The following is a 17,697-nucleotide window of genomic DNA, read 5'->3' on the forward strand; positions in this document are numbered from 1 at the left end:
CCCGGCTTCCCGGTGATGCGGGGTGGCGCGCCCAGGATGATCGTCGCCCAGCCGGAATACGGCCAACCAGCCCTGAAACGAATCGTAACCACCCACGCCTTCGCCCAGTTGTGCCAGCGACGCGAACGAGGCATGGGGTGGGGAACGAATGACACGAACGGCCGTGCGACCGGAAGCCAGTCCCCGGGCCGGATTCCGGGGTGACGTCGAAGGGCTGCGTGCCCTCGCCGTGGTCCTGGTGCTCGTGGGACATGCCGGCCAGCAACTGGTGCCAGGCGGCTTCGTCGGCGTTGACGTCTTCTTCGTCATTTCCGGATACCTGATCACCGGACTACTTGTGGCCGAGGTGAACCGGACGGGCCGCCTCTCGCTGACCGGCTTCTACGCCCGGCGTGCCAAGCGGCTCCTGCCGGCCGCGGTGGTGGTTCTCCTCGGGAGCCTGCTGCTCACGTTCGCCTTCCTGCCGCGCACCCGGTGGTCGGCCACCGGCTGGGATGTGGTGTTCAGCGGTTTGTACGCCATGAACTGGCGGCTCGCCGAACAGTCGGTCGACTATCTGGCGGCCAATCAGGCGCCCAGCATCCTCCAGCACTTCTGGTCCCTCGCCGTCGAGGAGCAGTTCTACCTGGTGTGGCCACTGCTGCTGGCTTCTGCGGTGTGGCTCGGCCGGCGAAGGTACGCCCGCACCGGATACCTGCTCTTCGCCCTCACGCTGGTCGCTGTGCCGTCATTCGCGTGGTCCGTCTGGCTGACCGAAGACAATCCCGCCCGCGCCTACTTCGTGACCACCACCCGGATGTGGGAGCTGGCCCTTGGCGGCTTCCTGGCCCTGCTCGCCGGGCATCTACAGCGTCTGCCCCGGCTGGTAGCGGCCGCGCTCGCCTGGTGCGGCCTCGCCGCGATCGTGGCGTCCGCCGCTCTGCTGTCGGAGGCTTCGGCCTTCCCCGGGTACGTGGCGTTGGCGCCCACCCTGGGCACGGCAGCGGTCATCGCCGGAGGCATGGCTGCCGGCCGTGTCGGGCCCGCCATGCTGCTGGCGCTGCGGCCGGTACGCGCCGTGGGAGCCATCTCCTACTCCCTCTACCTCTGGCACTGGCCTCTCCTCATCGCTGCGGAGGCTCGGTTCGGGGAGCTCACCGCCGCCACCGGTCTCGCCGTCGCCGCGATGTCGGTGGTGCCGGCCGCCCTCACCTACCGGTTCATTGAGAACCCGATCCGGATGTCGCCGACGCTCACCTGGGAACCTGCGCGGGCACTGCAACTCGGGGCGATCTGCACCGGAGTGACCCTCCTGGCTGGGCTGGCCTTCCAGCTCACCGTCCCGCCGGTGAGCTCCCCGATGCCGCCCACCGTGGCCCTGCCCACGGCGGGCAGTAGCGGCGTTCCCGTGGCTGCCTCGCCCGCGGTTCTGGGCGCCTCCGCTCTGGGCGGCTCTCCGGCCAGCAGCGACGCCGGGATTCCGGTCGACCGTGTCGGACCGTTCGTGCCGAACCCGCTGGCGGCCAGCAAGGACGGCCCCGACGCGTGGCGCGACGGATGCCATACGGACCAGCGCAGCAGTGCGGTCAGGGCCTGCCAGTACGGGGACCCGAACGCGTCATTCACCGTGGCTCTCGCCGGCGACTCCCACGCCGCTCAGTGGCTTCCGGCGCTGCAGAGGGTCGTCGAATCGAAGAAGTGGCGCCTCAACAGCTACACGAAGTCCTCCTGCCCGTTCATCGACGGCGAAGTCGCCCTAGACAGCCGGCCGTACCCCAGTTGCACGGAGTGGAACGACAAGCTTCGCGCGCAGGTGACCGGGGCCGAGCGCCCGAACGTGCTGGTGGTGAGCACGTCCTTCTATGTGATGATCCAGAACGGTGAGAGGGTCACCAGCCAAGCGCAGGCCGCCTTCGCTGACGCACTCCGGCGGACGTGGACCGCGATGGCGGCAGCCGGGATTCCCGTGATCGTGCTACGTGACACTCCTTACCACGACAGGGACATCGCGGAGTGCGTGTCCGCCAATCCGAAGAACCTGACCCGATGCGCATCCCCGCGCGACAAGGTCCTCGCGGGTGGCGGCGGCCCGGCCCACGAAGCGGCCGCCGGCGGCAACAACAAGGTCCACCTGGTGGACCTGAACCCAGCGATCTGCCCGCGTGAGCGGTGCTCGCCGGTCATTGGCGGGGTGCTCGTGTACCGCGACAACAACCACATCACCGCCACCTACGCTGCGACCCTCGCACCACGGCTGGGCACGGCGCTGGACCGCGTACTCGGCTGAGGGCTCCGCAGGCCCGGTGGTGGGTTACCCCTCGAACGTCAGGCCGCCGCCCGAGCGCCAAGCCGGCGGGTCAGCGGCGGCAGGGTGCTCGGGCGGCGGGGTGTCTCAGGCGGCGGGGTGTTTCAGGCGGCGGGGTGTTTCAGGCGGCGGTGGACCAGATGGCGCGGAAGGCGGCGGCTTCGCCGGAGAGCCATCGTTCGATTTGGTCGGGCTTGGCGTCGGTGGGCATGCGGTGGGCCTGGCCGCGGCGCACGTCGACCAGGACCGGCTCGGCGTGCGGGAGCACCGCGTCCATGTGACGGGCCATCAGGTGCAGGGTGGCGAGCACCGACTCCTCGCTCGGTGGGGCCTCGTCGAAGTGCAGGCGGACCGCTTCGGCGCGGCCGTCGGCGTGGCGTACCCCGAAGTGGGGGTTGATCTTGACGGGCAGGTCGCCCAGCATGGCCAGGGCGTCGCGGGTCTGGGCGAGATCGATGGCGGCCGGCTCGCCGAGGGAGTGCAGCCAGGTCGTGGCGCCGGGGACGAGCGCCTGGTAGAGCGGGCGCCATCGTGGCTTGACGACGTCGACCACCCCGGCCAGGTGGGTGCCGCCGGTGTGGAAGGCGATGTCGGCCTTGAGTGCCTTGACGAACTGGCCGTGCGGGTTGAAGCCGGACCGGCTGGCGCGCTGCTTGCGCAGCCCGCCGACGAAGGTCGCCTTGGTGGGGCCGGTGCGGTCGACGTAGCGGGTGAAACCGAGCAGTGTGGCGTAGGGGGTGAGGGGCGTGGAGGCGGGCGCGGTCACGGGCGTCCTCCCAGGTCAGGATCTTGATTAGTACATACATTCTAATCGACGGGTCTGACATTGCCCAGCGAAAGCGGGGGCGTGGAGGCACCTGCGGAGGCGGTGGTTTTTGCGCGGGCTCGCGTTGCAGATTGTGTATATAAGGCCGTTATGCAGGGTTAGTGTGCTGGGTGCCCATTACCTGGGCACCCAGGGTGCTCGGTCCCGGGCGCGACGCGACCGGGCGTCCGAGCGGCGTGGCCGGTTGGGCGGAACTGTTCTGGTGGGTCGTGCCCCTGCGGGTGCCGCCGGTGGGTGGGCTGGCCATGGCCGAGCATCGGGATGTCGCCGCCCGGCGTACCCTGGCGCTCTTCCGCCCCGGGCCGGTTCGCCCCCGACGGACCGCCGGGGGCAGACACGTCAGAGCTGGCCGACGTCGGTGATCCGCACGACCGCCGCGCCAACCTCGTCCGAGGCCGCCAGGTCGATCTCGGCGCTGATGCCCCAGTCATGGTCGCCGTCCGGGTCGTCGAAGATCTGCCGTACGGTCCACCGCTCCCGGCCCTGCTCGATCATGAGCAGCGCCGGGCCGCGGGCGTCCGGCCCGACCCCGATCGAGTCGTACGCCTCGAAGTACGGCCCGAGGGCGTCGGCCCACGCGTCGTAGTCCCAGCCGTCCTCGGCGTCCAACTCGGCGAGCAGATCCCAGCGGCGTAGCGCGGCCAACTCGACGCGGCGGAACAGCGCGTTGCGCACCAGCACCCGGAACGCCCGCGCGTTGCGGGTCACCGCCGGGGGCCGATCCGTCAGGGCGGCGTGCGCCTGGGCCACCTCGGCCACGTCGGACGGGTTGCGCAGCCGCTCCCACTCGTCGATGAGACTGGAGTCGACCTGGCGGACCAGCTCGCCCAACCACTCGATGAGATCGATCAGCTCCTCGGTCTTGGCGTCCTCGGGCACGGTCTGGCGCAGCGTCTTGTACGCGTCGGCCAGGTAGCGCAGGACGAGACCCTCCGAGCGGGTCAGCCCGTAGAACTGCACGTACTCGGTGAAGGTCATGGCCCGCTCGTACATGTCGCGGACGACGGCCTTGGGGGAGAGCTGGTGGTCGGCGACCCAGGGGTGCCCCTGCCGGTACATCTCGTACGCGGCCTCCAGCAGCTCGGCCAGGGGCTTCGGGTGGGTCACCTCGTCGAGCAGTTCGAGGCGTGCCTCGTACTCGATGCCCTCGGCCTTCATCGCGGCGACCGCCTCGCCGCGTGCCTTGAACTGCTGCGCCGACAGGATCTGCCGGGGGTCGTCGAGGATCGACTCGATCACGCTCAGCACGTCGAGCGCGTACGACGGGGACTCGGCGTCGAGCAGCTCGATGGTGGCCAGCGCGAGGGGGGAGAGCGGCTGGTTGAGGGCGAAGTCGAGCTGGAGGTCGACGGTGAGCCGGATCCGTCGTCCGGTCTCGTCCGGCTCGGGCAGCTCCTCGACGACCCCGCCGGCACGCAGCGCCCGGTAGATGGCGATGGCCCGGCGGATGTGCCGGCGCTGCGCGGCGGGCTCCTCGTGGTTGTCGGTGAGCAGGTGCCGCATCGCGGTGAACGCGTCCCCGGGTCGGCCGATGACGTTGAGCAGCATCGAGTGGCTGACCTGGAAGCTGGAGGTCAGTGGCTCCGGCTCGGCGTCGACGAGCCGGTCGAAGGTGGGCTGGCCCCAGCCGATCGAACCCTCCGGCGGCTTTTTGCGGACCACCTTGCGCCGCTTCTTCGGGTCGTCGCCGGCCTTGGCGAGCGCCTTCTCGTTGTCGATGACGTGCTCGGGGGCCTGCACCACGACCCGGCCGATGGTGTCGTAGCCGGCCCGGCCGGCCCGCCCGGCGATCTGGTGGAACTCCCGGTTCTTCAACAGCCGGGTACGGACCCCGTCGTACTTGGACAGGCCGGTGAACAGCACGGTGCGGATCGGCACGTTGATGCCGACGCCGAGGGTGTCGGTGCCGCAGATGACCTTGAGCAGGCCGGCCTGGGCGAGGGTCTCCACCAGGCGGCGGTACTTGGGCAGCATGCCGGCGTGGTGCACGCCGATGCCGTGCCGAACCAGCCGGGAGAGCGTCTTGCCGAAGCCGGCGGTGAACCGGAAACCACCGATCGCCTCGGCGATCATGTCCTTCTCGGCGCGGGTGCAGACGTTGACGCTGGTCAGCGCCTGGGCGCGTTCCAGCGCGGCGGCCTGGGTGAAGTGCACCACGTACACCGGGGCCTGCTTGGTCTCCAGCAGCTCCTCAAGCGTCTCGTGCAGCGGCGTCATCGCGTACGAGAAGATGAGCGGGACCGGCCGCTCCGCCGTGCGCACGACGGCGGTCGGCCGCCCGGTGCGCCGGGTCAGGTCGTCGACGAAGCGGGTGGTGTCCCCCAGGGTGGCGGACATCAGGATGAACTGGGCCTGCGGCAGCTCGATGATCGGCACCTGCCACGCCCAGCCCCGGTCGGGCTCGGCGTAGAAGTGGAACTCGTCCATGATCACCTGGCCGACGTCGGCCTTCGTGCCCTCGCGCAGCGCCAGGTTGGCCAGGATCTCCGCGGTGCAGCAGATGATCGGGGCGTCGGCGTTGACGCTGGCGTCGCCGGTGAGCATGCCGACGTTCTCGGCGCCGAAGACCTCGCAGAGCGCGAAGAACTTCTCCGACACCAACGCCTTGATCGGCGCGGTGTAGAAGGTCGTCCGGCTGTCGGCGAGGGCCGCGAAGTGCGCGGCGATCGCCACCAGGCTCTTACCCGAGCCGGTGGGCGTGTTCATGATCAGGTTGGCGCCGGAGACGATCTCGATGACCGCCTCTTCCTGATGGGGGTAGAGGTCGAGGCCGCGCTCCTTCGCCCAGCCGGCGAACGCGTCGAAGAGGGTGTCGGGGTCGGCGCTTGTCGGCAGCGCGGCGGTGAGCGTCATAGCCTGTCCATGGTGCCTGGATCATGCCCCGGTACGCCAACCCGGCCCGCACCGGACCCCCGTCCGGGCGTCCCGAACGCGCCGCCGCGTTCCGGTTCGGGCGTTTCGCCGGTCACCGTCGGCGGTACAGCAGGTCGGCGACCGGCCGACCGGCCGTGATCGCCCGCCGCTCGAACTTCGTCACCGGGCGGTGCGCCGGCCGCGGCGCGAAGCCGCCGTACGCGTCCACCAGCTCCGGGTCCGCCTCCAGCGTCTCCCGCATCGCCTCGGCGTACTCGGCCCAGTCGGTCGCGCAGTGCAGCGTGCCGCCGGAGCGTAGCCGGGACCGCAGCAGCGCCACGTGCGCCGGCTGGATGATCCGCCGCTTGTGGTGGCGGGACTTCGGCCACGGGTCCGGGAAGAAGATGTGCACGGCGTCCAACACGCCCTCGGTCAAGCCGTTGACCAGGGACAACGCGTCACCCTGCGCCACCCGCACGTTGCGCAGGCCACCGCGCTCCACCAGGCCGAGCAGGTTGGCGATTCCCGGCGTGTGCACCTCGACCGCCAGATAATCTCGATCCGGGTCGGTGGCAGCCATCGCAGCGGTGGTGTCGCCCATGCCCGAGCCGATCTCCAGCACCACTGGCGCCCGGCGACCGAACAGGTCGGCCAGGTCGACGGGCACCACAGGTCCGTCCGGCACATCCAGGCCGTACGCGGGCCAGAGCCGGCTCAGCGCGTCGGTCTGCCGGTCGCTCATCCGACCCCGGCGGGGGTGGAACGTGCGGATCGTCCGGCTCGCGGGCGGGACGGCGGGGTCATGGTCGATGGCGGTCACAGCGACCCGAGCGTACGCGACGCCGCTGGCGGATCGGATGTGATGTGCGACCGGAAATGAGAGGATCCAACTGGTACGGCAGGTCGGGTGCTCCACTGCCCGACCCGGCCGCACGGCGTCGAGAGGGGGCATCGTGAGAGTGACCCGAGGCGTCGTGACCCTGTCGCTGGTGACCGTGTTCGCCGGCCCCCTGCTGGCCGCCACCCCCGCCCTCGCGGCACCGGAGCCTGCCGCCGCTTCCCTTGCCGCATCCCAGCCTGCCGTCGCGGTTTTTCCCGTGCCCGAGCGGCCTGGTGCCGTTCTTGCCGTGCCCGAGCAGGCTGTTGCCGTCGCGCCCGCGCCCGAGCAGGCTGTTGCCGTCGCGCCCGCGCCCGGGCAGGCCGTTGCCCTCGCGCTCGCGCCGCAGCCGGAGGGGCCGCCCGGCGGCGCGCCTCAACCGGCGCCGTCGGTGGACATCTTCGTCGAGGTGAGCCCCAGCACGGTGCAGCCCGGTTACCTGGTCGGCATCCGGGCCAGTTGTCGGGACAACTCGGTGGGCGCCACCGTGGTCTCCGACGCCTTCGGGGCGGTCGGCGTGCAGCCACAAGGCGGGGTGCTCACCGCCGCGCCGATGGTCCGTGAGCGCACCCGCCCCGGCAACTACCGGGTCAAGCTGGAGTGCCGCGACGGCGAGACCGCCTCGACCATGCTCCAGGTGGTCAAGAAGGTCCCCGTCCACCCCAGCCGTGGCCCGGCGACCGGCTTCGGTGGGAGCACCGGCGGGATGACCGGCAAGCTGCTGCTGCCCGGCGGCGCGGCACTGATCATCACCGGGCTGATCCTCGCCGTGATGGCGCTGCGCCGCCCCCGAGCCGCCGCGCGTCGCTGAGCCCGCCATGGAGATCTTCCGCCCCACGCCGCCGCCGGCCGGTTCACGCCCGCCGTCCCCTGGTCGTCCCGCCCCGCCGCCCAACGGTGCCCGCCCGCCGTTCGCCGGCCGCCCTGCCCCGCCGCCCGATGACGATCGGTTCCCCTTGGACGACGGTTGGCCGGACTCCGACCGCCCACCGGGTCCGGACCGCTCGTCGAATCCCGGGCGCCCGTCGGTGGCCGCGCGTCCGCCGACCGCCGTCGCCCCCCGACGTAGTCGTCCGTCCGGCCGCAGCCCCTGGTCGGTACCGTTGGCCGTGGTGTTGGTGTTGGCCGGGGTCTTCGCCACCGGGGCGGGGCTGGGCCGTTCGGTCGGCCCGTTCGACCTGGCCCCGGCCGGCGGTGATCGGCCGGCTCGCAGTGAGTCGGTCGGGTTGTCGGCCAGTCGACCGGTGAGTCTCAGCGTGCCGGCGATCAAGGTGACCGCGCCGGTGGCGCCCGTCGGGCAGGCACGAGACGGCTCGATCGCCGTACCGCCGCTGGAACGGCACAACGAGACCGGTTGGTACGACCGTGGGCCCACCCCCGGTGAGCCCGGCCCAGCGGTGATCGTCGGGCACGTGGACACGAAGACCGGCCCGTCGGTCTTCTACGACCTGGGCAAGCTGCACCCCGGCGACCTGATCGAGGTGGCCCGGGCGGACGAGTCGGTGGTGGTGTTCCGGGTCGACACCGTCGAGCACTTCCCGAAGGACCAGTTGCCCGCCGAGCGGATCTACGGCCACGACGGGCCGCCCGGGCTGCGATTGATCACCTGCGGCGGGCAGTTCATCGGGGGCCGTACCGGCTACGCCGACAACGTCATCGCCTTCGCCACCCTCCAGTCCTCCCGCAAGTCCTGAGGCCGACCCCGGCCAGACCGGCTGGGGCCGCCCGCCCGCTCCCGCTTGATCGACTCGGGATCATTGAAGTCGGGGTGTCAGGCCGATCTGGACACCGCGGTTTCGTTGAACCCGAGTGGATCAACCGGCGGTCAAGGTCGTGCATGGTCTGGCTGAGATCCGCGCACTCTCGGTGAGATCGCTGCCTCACCACGTGTCGAGGTGGGGACCTCGTTCGCGTCTGACAGCCGGTGGGGGAGGTGGCTAGGGCTGGGGGACGTGTAGCGCCACCTCGAACTCCAGGAGGCTGGCACCGCTGGAGACCGGGGGACGGGGCTTGTCGCCAGCGGCGGTGGCGTGGGCGGCACGCGACGGGCCGGCGGCCCATGCCTGGAACGCTTCCTCGCTCTCCCACTTCGTGTAGACGAAGTAGCGGGTCTCGCCGGCCACCGGGCGGAGCAGTTCGAAGCCGAGGAAGCCGGGGGAGTTCTCCACAGTGCCGGCCCGGGCGGCGAACCGCTTCTCCAACTCCGCGCCGCCACCGGGCGGGACCTCGATTGCGTTGATCTTCACGACTGCCATCTGCCCACCCTAACCAGCGGGCGCGGCACCAGGACGGCAGCCCGCGGCATCAGGGCGGCAGCCGGGACGGCGGGGCGGGCTCAGAACGTCTCGACCGCCGGGACCAGGTCCGCGTCGACCACGATCGGCGCGTGGTCGGAGGGGCCCTTGCCCTTGCGGGCCTCGCGGTCGACGTACGCGGAGCGGACCGCTCGGGCGAACGGCGCGGACGCGTACACCAAATCGATTCTCATGCCCTTGTTCTGGTGGAACATGCCGGCCCGGTAGTCCCAGTAGGTGAAGGGGTGCGGGCCCTTCATCGGGGTGGGCACGACGTCGCTGAGACCCAGGTCGCGCAGCGCCGCGAGGGCTGCCCGCTCGGCCGGGGTGACGTGCGTGGAGTGGGTGAAGATTGCCGGGTCCCAGACGTCGGCGTCGGTCGGGGCGACGTTGAAGTCGCCGCACACCGCCAGCGGCAACCCGCCGGCCAGCTCCGCGTCCAGCGCGTCGCGCAGCGCCGCGAACCAGGCCAACTTGTACGCGTAGTGCGGGTCGTCCGGCGTCCGGCCGTTGGGCACGTACACCGACCAGACCCGCACCCCGTCGCAGGTGGCGGAGATGGCCCGGGCCTCCGGCTCGGGAAAGCCGGGCTCGTTCGCGAAGCCGACCCGGACGTCGCCCAGCCCGACCCGGGACAGGATGGCGACCCCGTTCCACCGGCCGTCGCTGTGGCTGGCCACGGTGTAGCCCAGCGCGCCCACCTCGGTCGCTGGGAAGGCGCCGTCCGGGCATTTGGTCTCCTGGAGGCAGACGACGTCCGGCCCGGTGTCGGCCAGCCACTCCAGCAGCCGGGGTAGGCGGGCCTTCACCGAGTTGACGTTCCAGGTCGCCAGGCGCATGCCCCCAGCCTGCCGCATCCGCCGCCGCGACGCCGGCTCAGCTGCCCGGGGTGTCGCCGGGACGGGTCTGTTCGGCCAGGAACCGTTCCAGTTCCGCGCCGAGTTCGTCGGCCGTGGGCAGCGGGCCGGCGTCCGGGGCGAGCAGGCTCTTCTCGCCCCGACCCCGGGCGAACGCGTCGTACTGCTCCTCCAGGGCCTGGACCAGGGCCGCGGCGTCCTCGGTCTGCGCGACCTGCCGGTCGATCTCCACCCGGACCACCTCGGCGGCCGAGCGCAGGCCGTCGCCGGGCAGCAGCAGCCCGGTGCTGCGCGACACCGAGGTGAGCAGCACCTCGGCGGCGGCCGGGTACTCGGTCTGGGCCACGTAGTGCGGCACGTGGGCGGCGAAGCCCAGCGCGTCGCGGCCCTGCTCGCCGAGGCGGAACTCCAGCAGGTGACCGACGCTGCCGGGCACCTGGACGCGTTGCAGCCAGGGCTCGTAGCCGCCGATCAGCTCGGGGCGGGTGGCGTGCGCGGTCACCCCGGTCGGCCGGGTGTGCGGGACCGCCATCGGGATCGAGTTGAGCCCCACGGTGAGCCGGACGTCCAGCCGGGCGGCGAGCCCGGCGACGGCGGCCACGAACCGCTCCCACTGCAGGTCCGGTTCGGGGCCGGTGAGCAGCAGGAACGGGGTCTCGTCGTCGTCGTGCAGCAGGTGCAGCTCCAGCTTGGGCGCGTCGACGCTCTCCCAGTGGTCCTCGACGAAGGTCATCACCGGGCGTCGCGATCGGTAGTCGAAGAGCTGGTCGACGTCGAAGGTGGCGATCGGCCGACCCTCCAGCGAGGTGAGTAGCTGCTCACGCGCCAGTCGGCTGGCGTTTCCGGCGTCCACGAACCCGGTGAGGGCCTGGATCAGGACCGGCTGCCCGAGGTCGGGCAGATCGTCGGTGAGCTGGTAGAGCTCGTGTGGGTCGAGCACCGGTGCGGACCTCCCTGAAATGTGCCTGCGGGGCGCCGTCGCGACGGAGGGCACCCGTTCGGGCAACGTACCCGCCATCCTGGCGCATTCCTGCTCCGGGCGATCCGTTGGCCGGGTGGTGGGCGTGACCGGACTAATCACCTGATTACGCCACCAGGCCGAGCCGGTTGGCCGATCGGTCGAGGTGCGGTTAGGCCCAAAGGCCAAGTTTGTCGATCATGTCAGGCTCGGTGGTCGGATGTCCGGCGCTGTCAGGGATCGTGCTGGTCCGCGCACGACGCCCGCTTCATCCGGTACGCGAGGTACCTTCCCCGGGCGGGTCGACCCGCCCAGGTCGTCCACCAGATCGGGTCGAATCTGTGTCGAGCACCACGTGATCACCGTGCCTGATCGGGGTTTCGGCCTGCCTAGCCTCGGTTGATGCGTGACGACGGCACCCTCGACGACCCGTACGCCCCGAGCAGCCCCACTGCCGATTCGGAGGATGGCATCTCAACCGAACGGACAACCGCCGCGAGCCGGCTCCGGGCGTACGCCCGGGACCTGACCGGACGACGCCGGGCGCAGATGGCCCTGGCCACCGGTGTGGTGTGTTGCCTCGGTCTGACCGCCGTCGTCCAGGTTTGCAACGAGGACGCCGACGCGGCGACCCGGGGTGGATCGCTCTCCAGCTCCGAGCTGGCGCAGCGCGCGGAGCAGCAGCGCGCCTCCCGTTCCCTCGACCGCACGGCCGCCCCGAGCACGTCCGCCGCCGCCCCGTCCGTCGTGGCGAGCCCCGCCGACCCGGACACCAGCGCGCCGGCCCGCAAGGTCGCCCCGGCTCGCCCGACCGACCCGGCGCCCGTCGCCGGGCTGGACGAGGACCAGATGGAGAACGCCGAGGCGATCGTCCGTACCGGCCGCAAGATGGGGGTGCCGCGCCGGGGTCTGGTGATCGCGGTGGCCACCGCCATGCAGGAGAGCAACCTCTACAACGTGGCGAGCGGGGTGCTGCCCGAGTCGCAGGACTATCCGCACCAGGGCGTCGGCTGGGACCACGACTCGGTCGGGTTGTTCCAGCAGCGTTCCAGCAGCGGCTGGGGCCCGGTGGGGCGGCTGATGGACCCCGAGTTCGCCACCCGGCAGTTCCTCGCCGCGCTGGAGCAGGTGCCCGGCTGGCAGCGGATGCGGCTCACCGACGCCGCCCAGGCGGTGCAGGTCTCCGCGTACCCCGAGCACTACCAGCAGCACGAGTGGCGGGCCACCCGGGTCGTTGACGCCATCGTGCCGTCGGGGCGGTAACCTACCGCCCACTATGGACGGTCAGGGTTGAGGCTGTCGCATCCCGGGTACATGTGTTGCGGGTTCGGGGTACACATGATTACGGGATCACCGACAGGAGGACGTTATGTCACTGATGCAGCGGATCAGCGCGTTTCTGAAATCGCCGAAGGGGCAGCAGTTGGTCGACCGGGGCCGGCGCGAGATGGCCAAGCCGGGCAACCAGCAGAAGCTGAAGGGGTTGGCAGCGCGGTTCTCCAACCGCCGCCGCTGACCGCTCCATCGGCCGCCCTGTCCACCGTTCCCACCCCTGGGGAGACCTGGTGACCGACACCCCGCCCGTCGGCGGTCAGCCCGCCGCCCCTACTCCGCAACCGTCCGTCGACCTGCCGGCCGGGCCGGTGGACGCCCCCGAGGGTCCGCCGGCCCGGCTCTGGGACCGGATGCGGGACGACCCGCAGTACGCTCCGGAGCACCTCGCCCTGGAGGCGGTGCGTCGCCTCGGGCCGGAAGCCGCGCAGTGGGTCGGTCGCGCCCGGGCCGAGCAGCCCGGGGTCTCCGCCGATGTCCTGGCCGACCAGGCGGCCCGCAAGTTCGTCAACCTGGCCCGGCTCTCCGGCGCGGTCTCCGGCGCGGCGGGGCTGCCCGGCGCCGTGATCGACGTGGGTGTGCTGGCCTGGACCCAGGCGCGGATGGTGCTGCACATCGCCGCCGCGTACGACGTCGACCCCCTGCACAGTGATCGGGCCACCGACCTGCTGGTGCTCCAGCGGGTGCACAAGGTCGCCGAGAGCGCCCGGTTGGCGCTCGGCGTGGCCGCCGGCCGGGAACGCGCCGACGCGCTCTTCGGTCTGGGCGGCCAGCGTCCGCTCGGTCGGGTCATGCTGCAACTCGGCATCCGGCTGGCCCAGATGGCCGGCGTCCGGGCCGCGAAGCGGATGGTCGCCAAGATCGTCCCAGGCGCGGCCATCGTGCTCGGCACCTGGGCCAACTCGTCAGCTACCAAGGACCTCGCCCAGCGATCCCGGGCCCTCTACCGCTCCCGCGGCGGCGCCGTCCCGGAGCCGCGTCAGCCCTGACGGCCGGCCCCGGGGTGGTCAGTTGGCCAGACCGGAGGAGCGCCAGGTCACCTCGGCGATGCGGCCCTGGCCGGTGGCGTTGGGGTGGAACCAGTCCAGCGGGTTGAGCAGGTCCAGGGTGAACCGGGCCTTGTGCAACGCGCCGCCGTCGTGCCGGCACCGTGCTCCGTACGCCCGGCAGGCCGCCTTCAACTCGGCGTTGTACGCGTCGATCCGGTCCCGGACGGCGGCCCGGCGTGCCCGGTCGGCGGGCGCGGTCGACGTCGCATCGGCCAGCAGGGCCGGGCAGATGCCCCGCCGCCACGCGCGGGTCGCCCGGGGGTCGTCGTGCCCGACCTCCCAGAGCCGGTACAGGTCGGGGATGCTCACCACCAGCACCCGGGCCTTCGGCCGGCCGGTCCGCAGCACCCGCAGCCCCCGGTCGACGTCGGCCCGGAACTGCCCCACCGGCGTCATCGCGTCCACCCCGCCCCGACAGACGTCGTTGGCGCCGATCAGCACGGTGACGTAGTCGGGACGGTCGCGTACCGCTGCCTTGGCCTGACCCTCCAGGGCGTCCGCGCGGGCGCCGGGACGGGCATGGTTGTACGTCCGGTCGCGGATCGCCGTATTTTGGTCGAGCAGCCGCCGGTAGTGGCTCTGCACCCGCAGCCCGTCCCCGGTCGACCAGGAGTTGCGCTCGCAGGAGGTGAGCACCAGGCAGGAGGCGAAGCCGGTGCTGATCGAGTCGCCGAGGGCGGCGATGCCGCCCGGCCCGCTCGACGGCGGGGCGCTCGTGCTGGGGCGGGGTGTCGCGGAGTTGCCGCCCTCGCAGGCCAGCGCGACCAGCGCGGCGAGACAGGCCAGGGCGGCGACCCAGCGTCGAGGCATGACGTCTCCCGTTCCCGCAGCACAGAGCGACAGCGCGGTAACTCTATGCGCAGGAACTGGTTTACCGGGAAGTTGCTGTCGGGTATGCGGCAGAGCGCCGACAGGAGAGCCTTCGGGGTGCTATGCGCCCCGCCAGGGTGCCGGCTGGCCGTGCAGCCACCAGTGCAACGCCCGGGTGATCCGGGGCAGCACCAGATAGGTCATCAGCGGGGTCAGGCAGAGCGTCATCAGCAGCACCCGGGCCGCCAGCGGCACCGCGTCGAGGAAACGACTCGTCAGCAGGGTGGCGGTCAGGCTCAGGGGGAAGAACGCCAGCCAGATGGTCACCGCCTGCTTCCACCGGGGCGGCGACCCGGGCGGAGCCGGCTCCACCGGGTCCACCGAGTGCTCCAGCGGCCTGTCGAACCAGCCCTCGATCCCGGTACGCCGCTCGACCCGGGTGTGCTCGACGATGCCCTGCGCCGAGCTGAGCCACCAGTGCCGCTGCGGCGACTCCTCCCACCGGCGCAGCGTCTCGGCGTCGGCGAAGCGGTACAGCATGTGCCACTCCGGCGAACCGGGGCCACTCTGCACCCAGCCGGCGCCGAGGAACCCGGGGAACGCCTCCGCCAGCGCGGTGCCGGCCCGCATCCAGGCCACCATCTCGCTGGCCCGGTCGGGATCGACGCGGCGGGCGATGGAGACGGTCACCGGCACGGCGAGGGTCATTGACATGCGCCCATCCTGCGGTCGGCCGGGGCCGTGGCGCGAACGGATGTGCCGGAGCACACCGGGGCGGCCGGGTGTGGAAGCCCACGACACCGGTTAACCCGGCCGATCGGGGGTAGCTCGGTGGGTATGACGAGATCGCAGCCCCGGCGCGCCCGTGGCACGGTCGGCCACGCGAACAGCGCGTTGAACCTTCGGCTCACCCTCGCCAGCTTCGGGCTGGTGATCATGGTGCTCTTCGCGGTGCTGGCGTTCTGGGCCGGCATCGCCTGGCTCGGCGTAGTCTGCGCGATCTTCGCCGTGGTCGCCGTGGTCGACCTGGTCGTGATCCAGCGCCGCCGCGCCGCCCGCCGCCGCGAGGAGCCGGGCGTACGACACTCGTTGTTCGAGTGACAGGAGGACGGAATGCCCCACATCGCCACCACCAACCCCGCCACCGGACAGGTGCTCAAGACCTATGAGGCGATGTCCACCGAACAACTCGACGACGCCATCGAGCGCACCGACCTCGCGTTCCACCAGTTGCGGGCGACGACCGTCGACCAGCGCGCCCAGTGGATGAACGCCGCGGCCGACCTGCTGGACACCGAGCGCGACGAGATCGCCCGGATCATGACCACGGAGATGGGCAAGACGTACGTCGCGGCGCAGGCCGAGGTGACCAAGTGCGCCACCGCCGCCCGCTTCTACGCCGACAAGGCTCCCGCGTTCCTCGCCGACGAGCCGGCCGACGCCGCCGCCGTGAAGGCGACCCGGGCGTTCATCCGCTACCAGCCGATCGGCGTGGTGCTCGCGGTGATGCCGTGGAACTTCCCGCTCTGGCAGGTGATGCGCTTCGCCGCCCCGGCGCTGATGGCCGGCAACACCGGCCTGCTCAAGCACGCCTCGAACGTGCCGCAGACCGCGCTGCTGCTGGAGGACGTGTTCCGGCGAGCCGGCTTCCCCGAGGGGGCCTTCACCACCCTGCTGGTCGACTCGGAGGCTGTCGACCACATCCTCAGCGACCCCCGGGTACGCGCCGCGACGCTCACCGGCAGCGAGCCCGCCGGTCGGTCCATCGCGCAGATCGCCGGGCGGGAACTGAAGAAGACCGTCCTCGAACTCGGCGGCAGCGACCCCTTCGTGGTGATGCCCTCGGCCGACGTGGACCGGGCCGCCGAGGTGGCCACCACCGCCCGCTGCCAGAACAACGGCCAGTCCTGCATCGCCGCGAAACGGTTCATCGTGCACACCGACGTGTTCGACGCCTTCGCCGAGAAGTTCGCCGCCAACATGGCCGCGCTGCGCGTCGGTGACCCGATGGACCCGAACACCGACGTCGGGCCGTTGGCCAGCGAGCGTGGCCGCGACGAGGTGCACGCCCAGGTCCGCGACGCGGTCGACAGCGGCGCGACAGTGCTCTGCGGCGGCGAACTACCGACCGGCGACGGCTGGTTCTACCCGCCGACCGTGGTCACCGACCTCACCCCGCAGATGCGGATGTGGTCCGAGGAGGTCTTCGGCCCGGTCGCCGGCCTGTTCCGGGTCTCGTCGTACGAGGAGGCCATCGAGATCGCCAACGGCACCAGCTTCGGGCTCGGCTCGAACGCCTGGACCCGGGACCCGGCCGAGCAGGAGCGCTTCGCCACCGACCTGGACGCCGGCAACGTCTTCATCAACGGGATGACCACCTCGTACCCGGAGTTGCCGTTCGGCGGGGTGAAGAACTCCGGTTACGGGCGGGAGTTGTCGGCGCTGGGCATGCGGGAGTTCTGCAACACCAAGACGGTCTGGGTAGGCGAGGGCGCCGCCTCGGCCGGCGCCGGCGCGCACGCCGAGTAGTTCGGGGCGCGGCACGCGTCAGCCGGTGCCGTCGTGGGTAGGAAGTGTGCCCATGACGTCGTTCGGGTTTCACGCCTCGCATGAGCAGATCGGTCCACGCGCCCTGTTGGAGGCGGTGATCCACGCCGAGCGGGCCGGCTTCGACGCCGCCATGTGCTCCGACCACTTCTCCCCGTGGAGCGCCCGCCAGGGCGAGTCCGGCTTCGCCTGGTCCTGGCTGGGCTCGGCGTTGCAGGCCACCGGCATGCCGTTCGGCGTGGTCAACGCGCCCGGTCAGCGGTACCACCCGGCGATCATCGCGCAGGCGATCGGCACCCTCGGCGCGATGTACCCGGGCCGGTTCTGGGCGGCCCTGGGCACCGGCGAGGCCAGCAACGAGCACATCACCGGCGACCCGTGGCCGCGCAAGGACGTGCGCACCGCCCGGCTGCGCGAGTGCGTGGACGTGATCCGGGCCCTGCTGGCCGGCGAGGAGGTCAGCCACGACGGCCTGGTCCGGGTGGATCGGGCCCGGCTGTGGACCCGCCCCGAGCAGCCGCCCGCGCTGGTCGGCGCCGCCGTCAGCGTGGCCACCGCCCGCTGGTGCGCCGAGTGGGCGGACGGGCTGATCACCGTGAACGCCCCGGTGGCCCACCTGCGCGAGATGATCGACGCGTACCGGGACGCAGGCGGGCGTGGGCCGCTGCACCTCCAGGTGCACGTCTCCTGGGCGCCGGAGCAGGCCCAGGCCGCGGCGCTCGCGTACGACCAGTGGCGCAGCAACGTCTTCGCCCCGCCGGTCTGCTGGGACCTGGAGACCGTCGAACACTTCGACGTGGTCTCCGCCGACGTGCCGGCGCAGCGGGTCGCCGAGGTGGTGAACGTCTCGTCCGACCTGGGTCGGCACGTCGGTTGGCTGGAGGAGTACGTGCAGCTCGGCTTCGACCAGATCGCCCTGCACCACGTCGGGCAGGAGCAGCGCGGCTTCATCGACGCGTTCGGCGCCGAGGTGCTGCCGAAGCTGCGCCAGGGCGGCTGATCGAGGCCGG

At 71.7% G+C, this 17,697-nt stretch carries 17 protein-coding genes; 9 read left to right on the forward strand and 8 right to left on the reverse strand.

Annotated features, from left to right (window positions below; genetic code table 11):
* The first annotated feature begins 148 nt into the window (after positions 1-148).
* Positions 149-2,266, forward strand: a complete 2,118-nt coding sequence (locus AC5L30_RS08205) for an acyltransferase family protein (RefSeq protein WP_494866305.1) — start codon at positions 149-151, stop codon at positions 2,264-2,266.
* Between the two features lie 139 nt (positions 2,267-2,405).
* On the opposite strand, the gene AC5L30_RS08210 is transcribed toward AC5L30_RS08205, so the two are convergent.
* The 3 genes from AC5L30_RS08210 to trmB form a co-directional block, all read right to left on the reverse strand.
* Positions 2,406-3,050, reverse strand: coding sequence for a hypothetical protein (locus AC5L30_RS08210; protein WP_494866306.1), 645 nt, complete (start codon positions 3,048-3,050; stop codon positions 2,406-2,408).
* 399 nt (positions 3,051-3,449) lie between these two features.
* Entirely contained in the window at positions 3,450-5,963 is a 2,514-nt protein-coding gene (locus AC5L30_RS08215) for a DEAD/DEAH box helicase (RefSeq protein ID WP_494866307.1), read from the reverse strand.
* Positions 5,964-6,075: 112 nt separating this feature from the next.
* Positions 6,076-6,705, reverse strand: a complete 630-nt coding sequence (gene trmB, locus AC5L30_RS08220) for a tRNA (guanosine(46)-N7)-methyltransferase TrmB (protein WP_494866558.1) — start codon at positions 6,703-6,705, stop codon at positions 6,076-6,078.
* Between the two features lie 208 nt (positions 6,706-6,913).
* Here trmB and AC5L30_RS08225 point away from each other — a divergent pair, with 208 nt between their 5' ends.
* Both AC5L30_RS08225 and AC5L30_RS08230 read left to right on the forward strand, forming a co-directional pair.
* Positions 6,914-7,651: a hypothetical protein gene (locus AC5L30_RS08225; protein WP_494866559.1), complete on the forward strand. Its 738-nt coding sequence runs from the start codon at positions 6,914-6,916 to the stop codon at positions 7,649-7,651.
* A gap of 217 nt (positions 7,652-7,868) precedes the next feature.
* The gene (locus AC5L30_RS08230; protein ID WP_494866308.1) at positions 7,869-8,534 is read left to right on the forward strand and encodes a class F sortase; all 666 of its coding nucleotides are present in this window, start codon (positions 7,869-7,871) and stop codon (positions 8,532-8,534) included.
* A gap of 243 nt (positions 8,535-8,777) precedes the next feature.
* On the opposite strand, the gene AC5L30_RS08235 is transcribed toward AC5L30_RS08230, so the two are convergent.
* The 3 genes from AC5L30_RS08235 to AC5L30_RS08245 form a co-directional block, all read right to left on the reverse strand.
* Positions 8,778-9,095, reverse strand: a complete 318-nt coding sequence (locus tag AC5L30_RS08235; RefSeq protein WP_494866309.1) for an antibiotic biosynthesis monooxygenase family protein — start codon at positions 9,093-9,095, stop codon at positions 8,778-8,780.
* Between the two features lie 80 nt (positions 9,096-9,175).
* Positions 9,176-9,973 (reverse strand): exodeoxyribonuclease III, encoded by a 798-nt coding sequence (locus AC5L30_RS08240; RefSeq protein ID WP_494866310.1) that lies wholly within the window; start codon positions 9,971-9,973, stop codon positions 9,176-9,178.
* A 37-nt stretch (positions 9,974-10,010) separates the two neighbouring features.
* Positions 10,011-10,931 (reverse strand): proteasome assembly chaperone family protein, encoded by a 921-nt coding sequence (locus AC5L30_RS08245; RefSeq protein WP_124820583.1) that lies wholly within the window; start codon positions 10,929-10,931, stop codon positions 10,011-10,013.
* A gap of 420 nt (positions 10,932-11,351) precedes the next feature.
* Here AC5L30_RS08245 and AC5L30_RS08250 point away from each other — a divergent pair, with 420 nt between their 5' ends.
* From AC5L30_RS08250 to AC5L30_RS08260, 3 genes are all read left to right on the forward strand, one after another.
* Complete coding sequence (locus tag AC5L30_RS08250) at positions 11,352-12,212, forward strand: peptidase M23 (RefSeq protein ID WP_494866311.1); 861 nt, start codon at positions 11,352-11,354, stop codon at positions 12,210-12,212.
* 106 nt (positions 12,213-12,318) lie between these two features.
* A complete protein-coding gene (locus AC5L30_RS08255) occupies positions 12,319-12,465 on the forward strand; it encodes a hypothetical protein (protein ID WP_203122442.1) in 147 nt (48 codons plus the stop codon).
* A gap of 49 nt (positions 12,466-12,514) precedes the next feature.
* Entirely contained in the window at positions 12,515-13,270 is a 756-nt protein-coding gene (locus AC5L30_RS08260) for an EcsC family protein (RefSeq protein ID WP_494866312.1), read from the forward strand.
* A gap of 18 nt (positions 13,271-13,288) precedes the next feature.
* Here AC5L30_RS08260 and AC5L30_RS08265 read toward each other — a convergent pair whose 3' ends face one another.
* Together AC5L30_RS08265 and AC5L30_RS08270 are read right to left on the reverse strand one after the other, a co-directional pair.
* Positions 13,289-14,140, reverse strand: a complete 852-nt coding sequence (locus AC5L30_RS08265) for a GDSL-type esterase/lipase family protein (protein WP_494866313.1) — start codon at positions 14,138-14,140, stop codon at positions 13,289-13,291.
* Between the two features lie 120 nt (positions 14,141-14,260).
* Positions 14,261-14,854 carry an antibiotic biosynthesis monooxygenase gene (locus AC5L30_RS08270; RefSeq protein WP_494866314.1) on the reverse strand — a complete coding sequence of 198 codons (594 nt, stop codon included), beginning with the start codon at positions 14,852-14,854 and terminating at the stop codon, positions 14,261-14,263.
* 123 nt (positions 14,855-14,977) lie between these two features.
* Between AC5L30_RS08270 and AC5L30_RS08275 the strand changes: the two genes are divergently transcribed.
* Genes AC5L30_RS08275 through AC5L30_RS08285 form a run of 3 tightly spaced genes read left to right on the forward strand, consistent with a single transcriptional unit; the run spans position 14,978 to position 17,687 of the window.
* The gene (locus AC5L30_RS08275; RefSeq protein ID WP_088947285.1) at positions 14,978-15,241 is read left to right on the forward strand and encodes a DUF6343 family protein; all 264 of its coding nucleotides are present in this window, start codon (positions 14,978-14,980) and stop codon (positions 15,239-15,241) included.
* Positions 15,242-15,253: 12 nt separating this feature from the next.
* A complete protein-coding gene (locus AC5L30_RS08280; RefSeq protein ID WP_494866315.1) occupies positions 15,254-16,669 on the forward strand; it encodes an NADP-dependent succinic semialdehyde dehydrogenase in 1,416 nt (471 codons plus the stop codon).
* Between the two features lie 52 nt (positions 16,670-16,721).
* Entirely contained in the window at positions 16,722-17,687 is a 966-nt protein-coding gene (locus AC5L30_RS08285) for a TIGR03885 family FMN-dependent LLM class oxidoreductase (protein ID WP_494866316.1), read from the forward strand.
* The last annotated feature ends 10 nt before the right edge of the window (positions 17,688-17,697 follow it).

It is taken from the genome of Micromonospora sp. BQ32 (assembly GCF_059358895.1).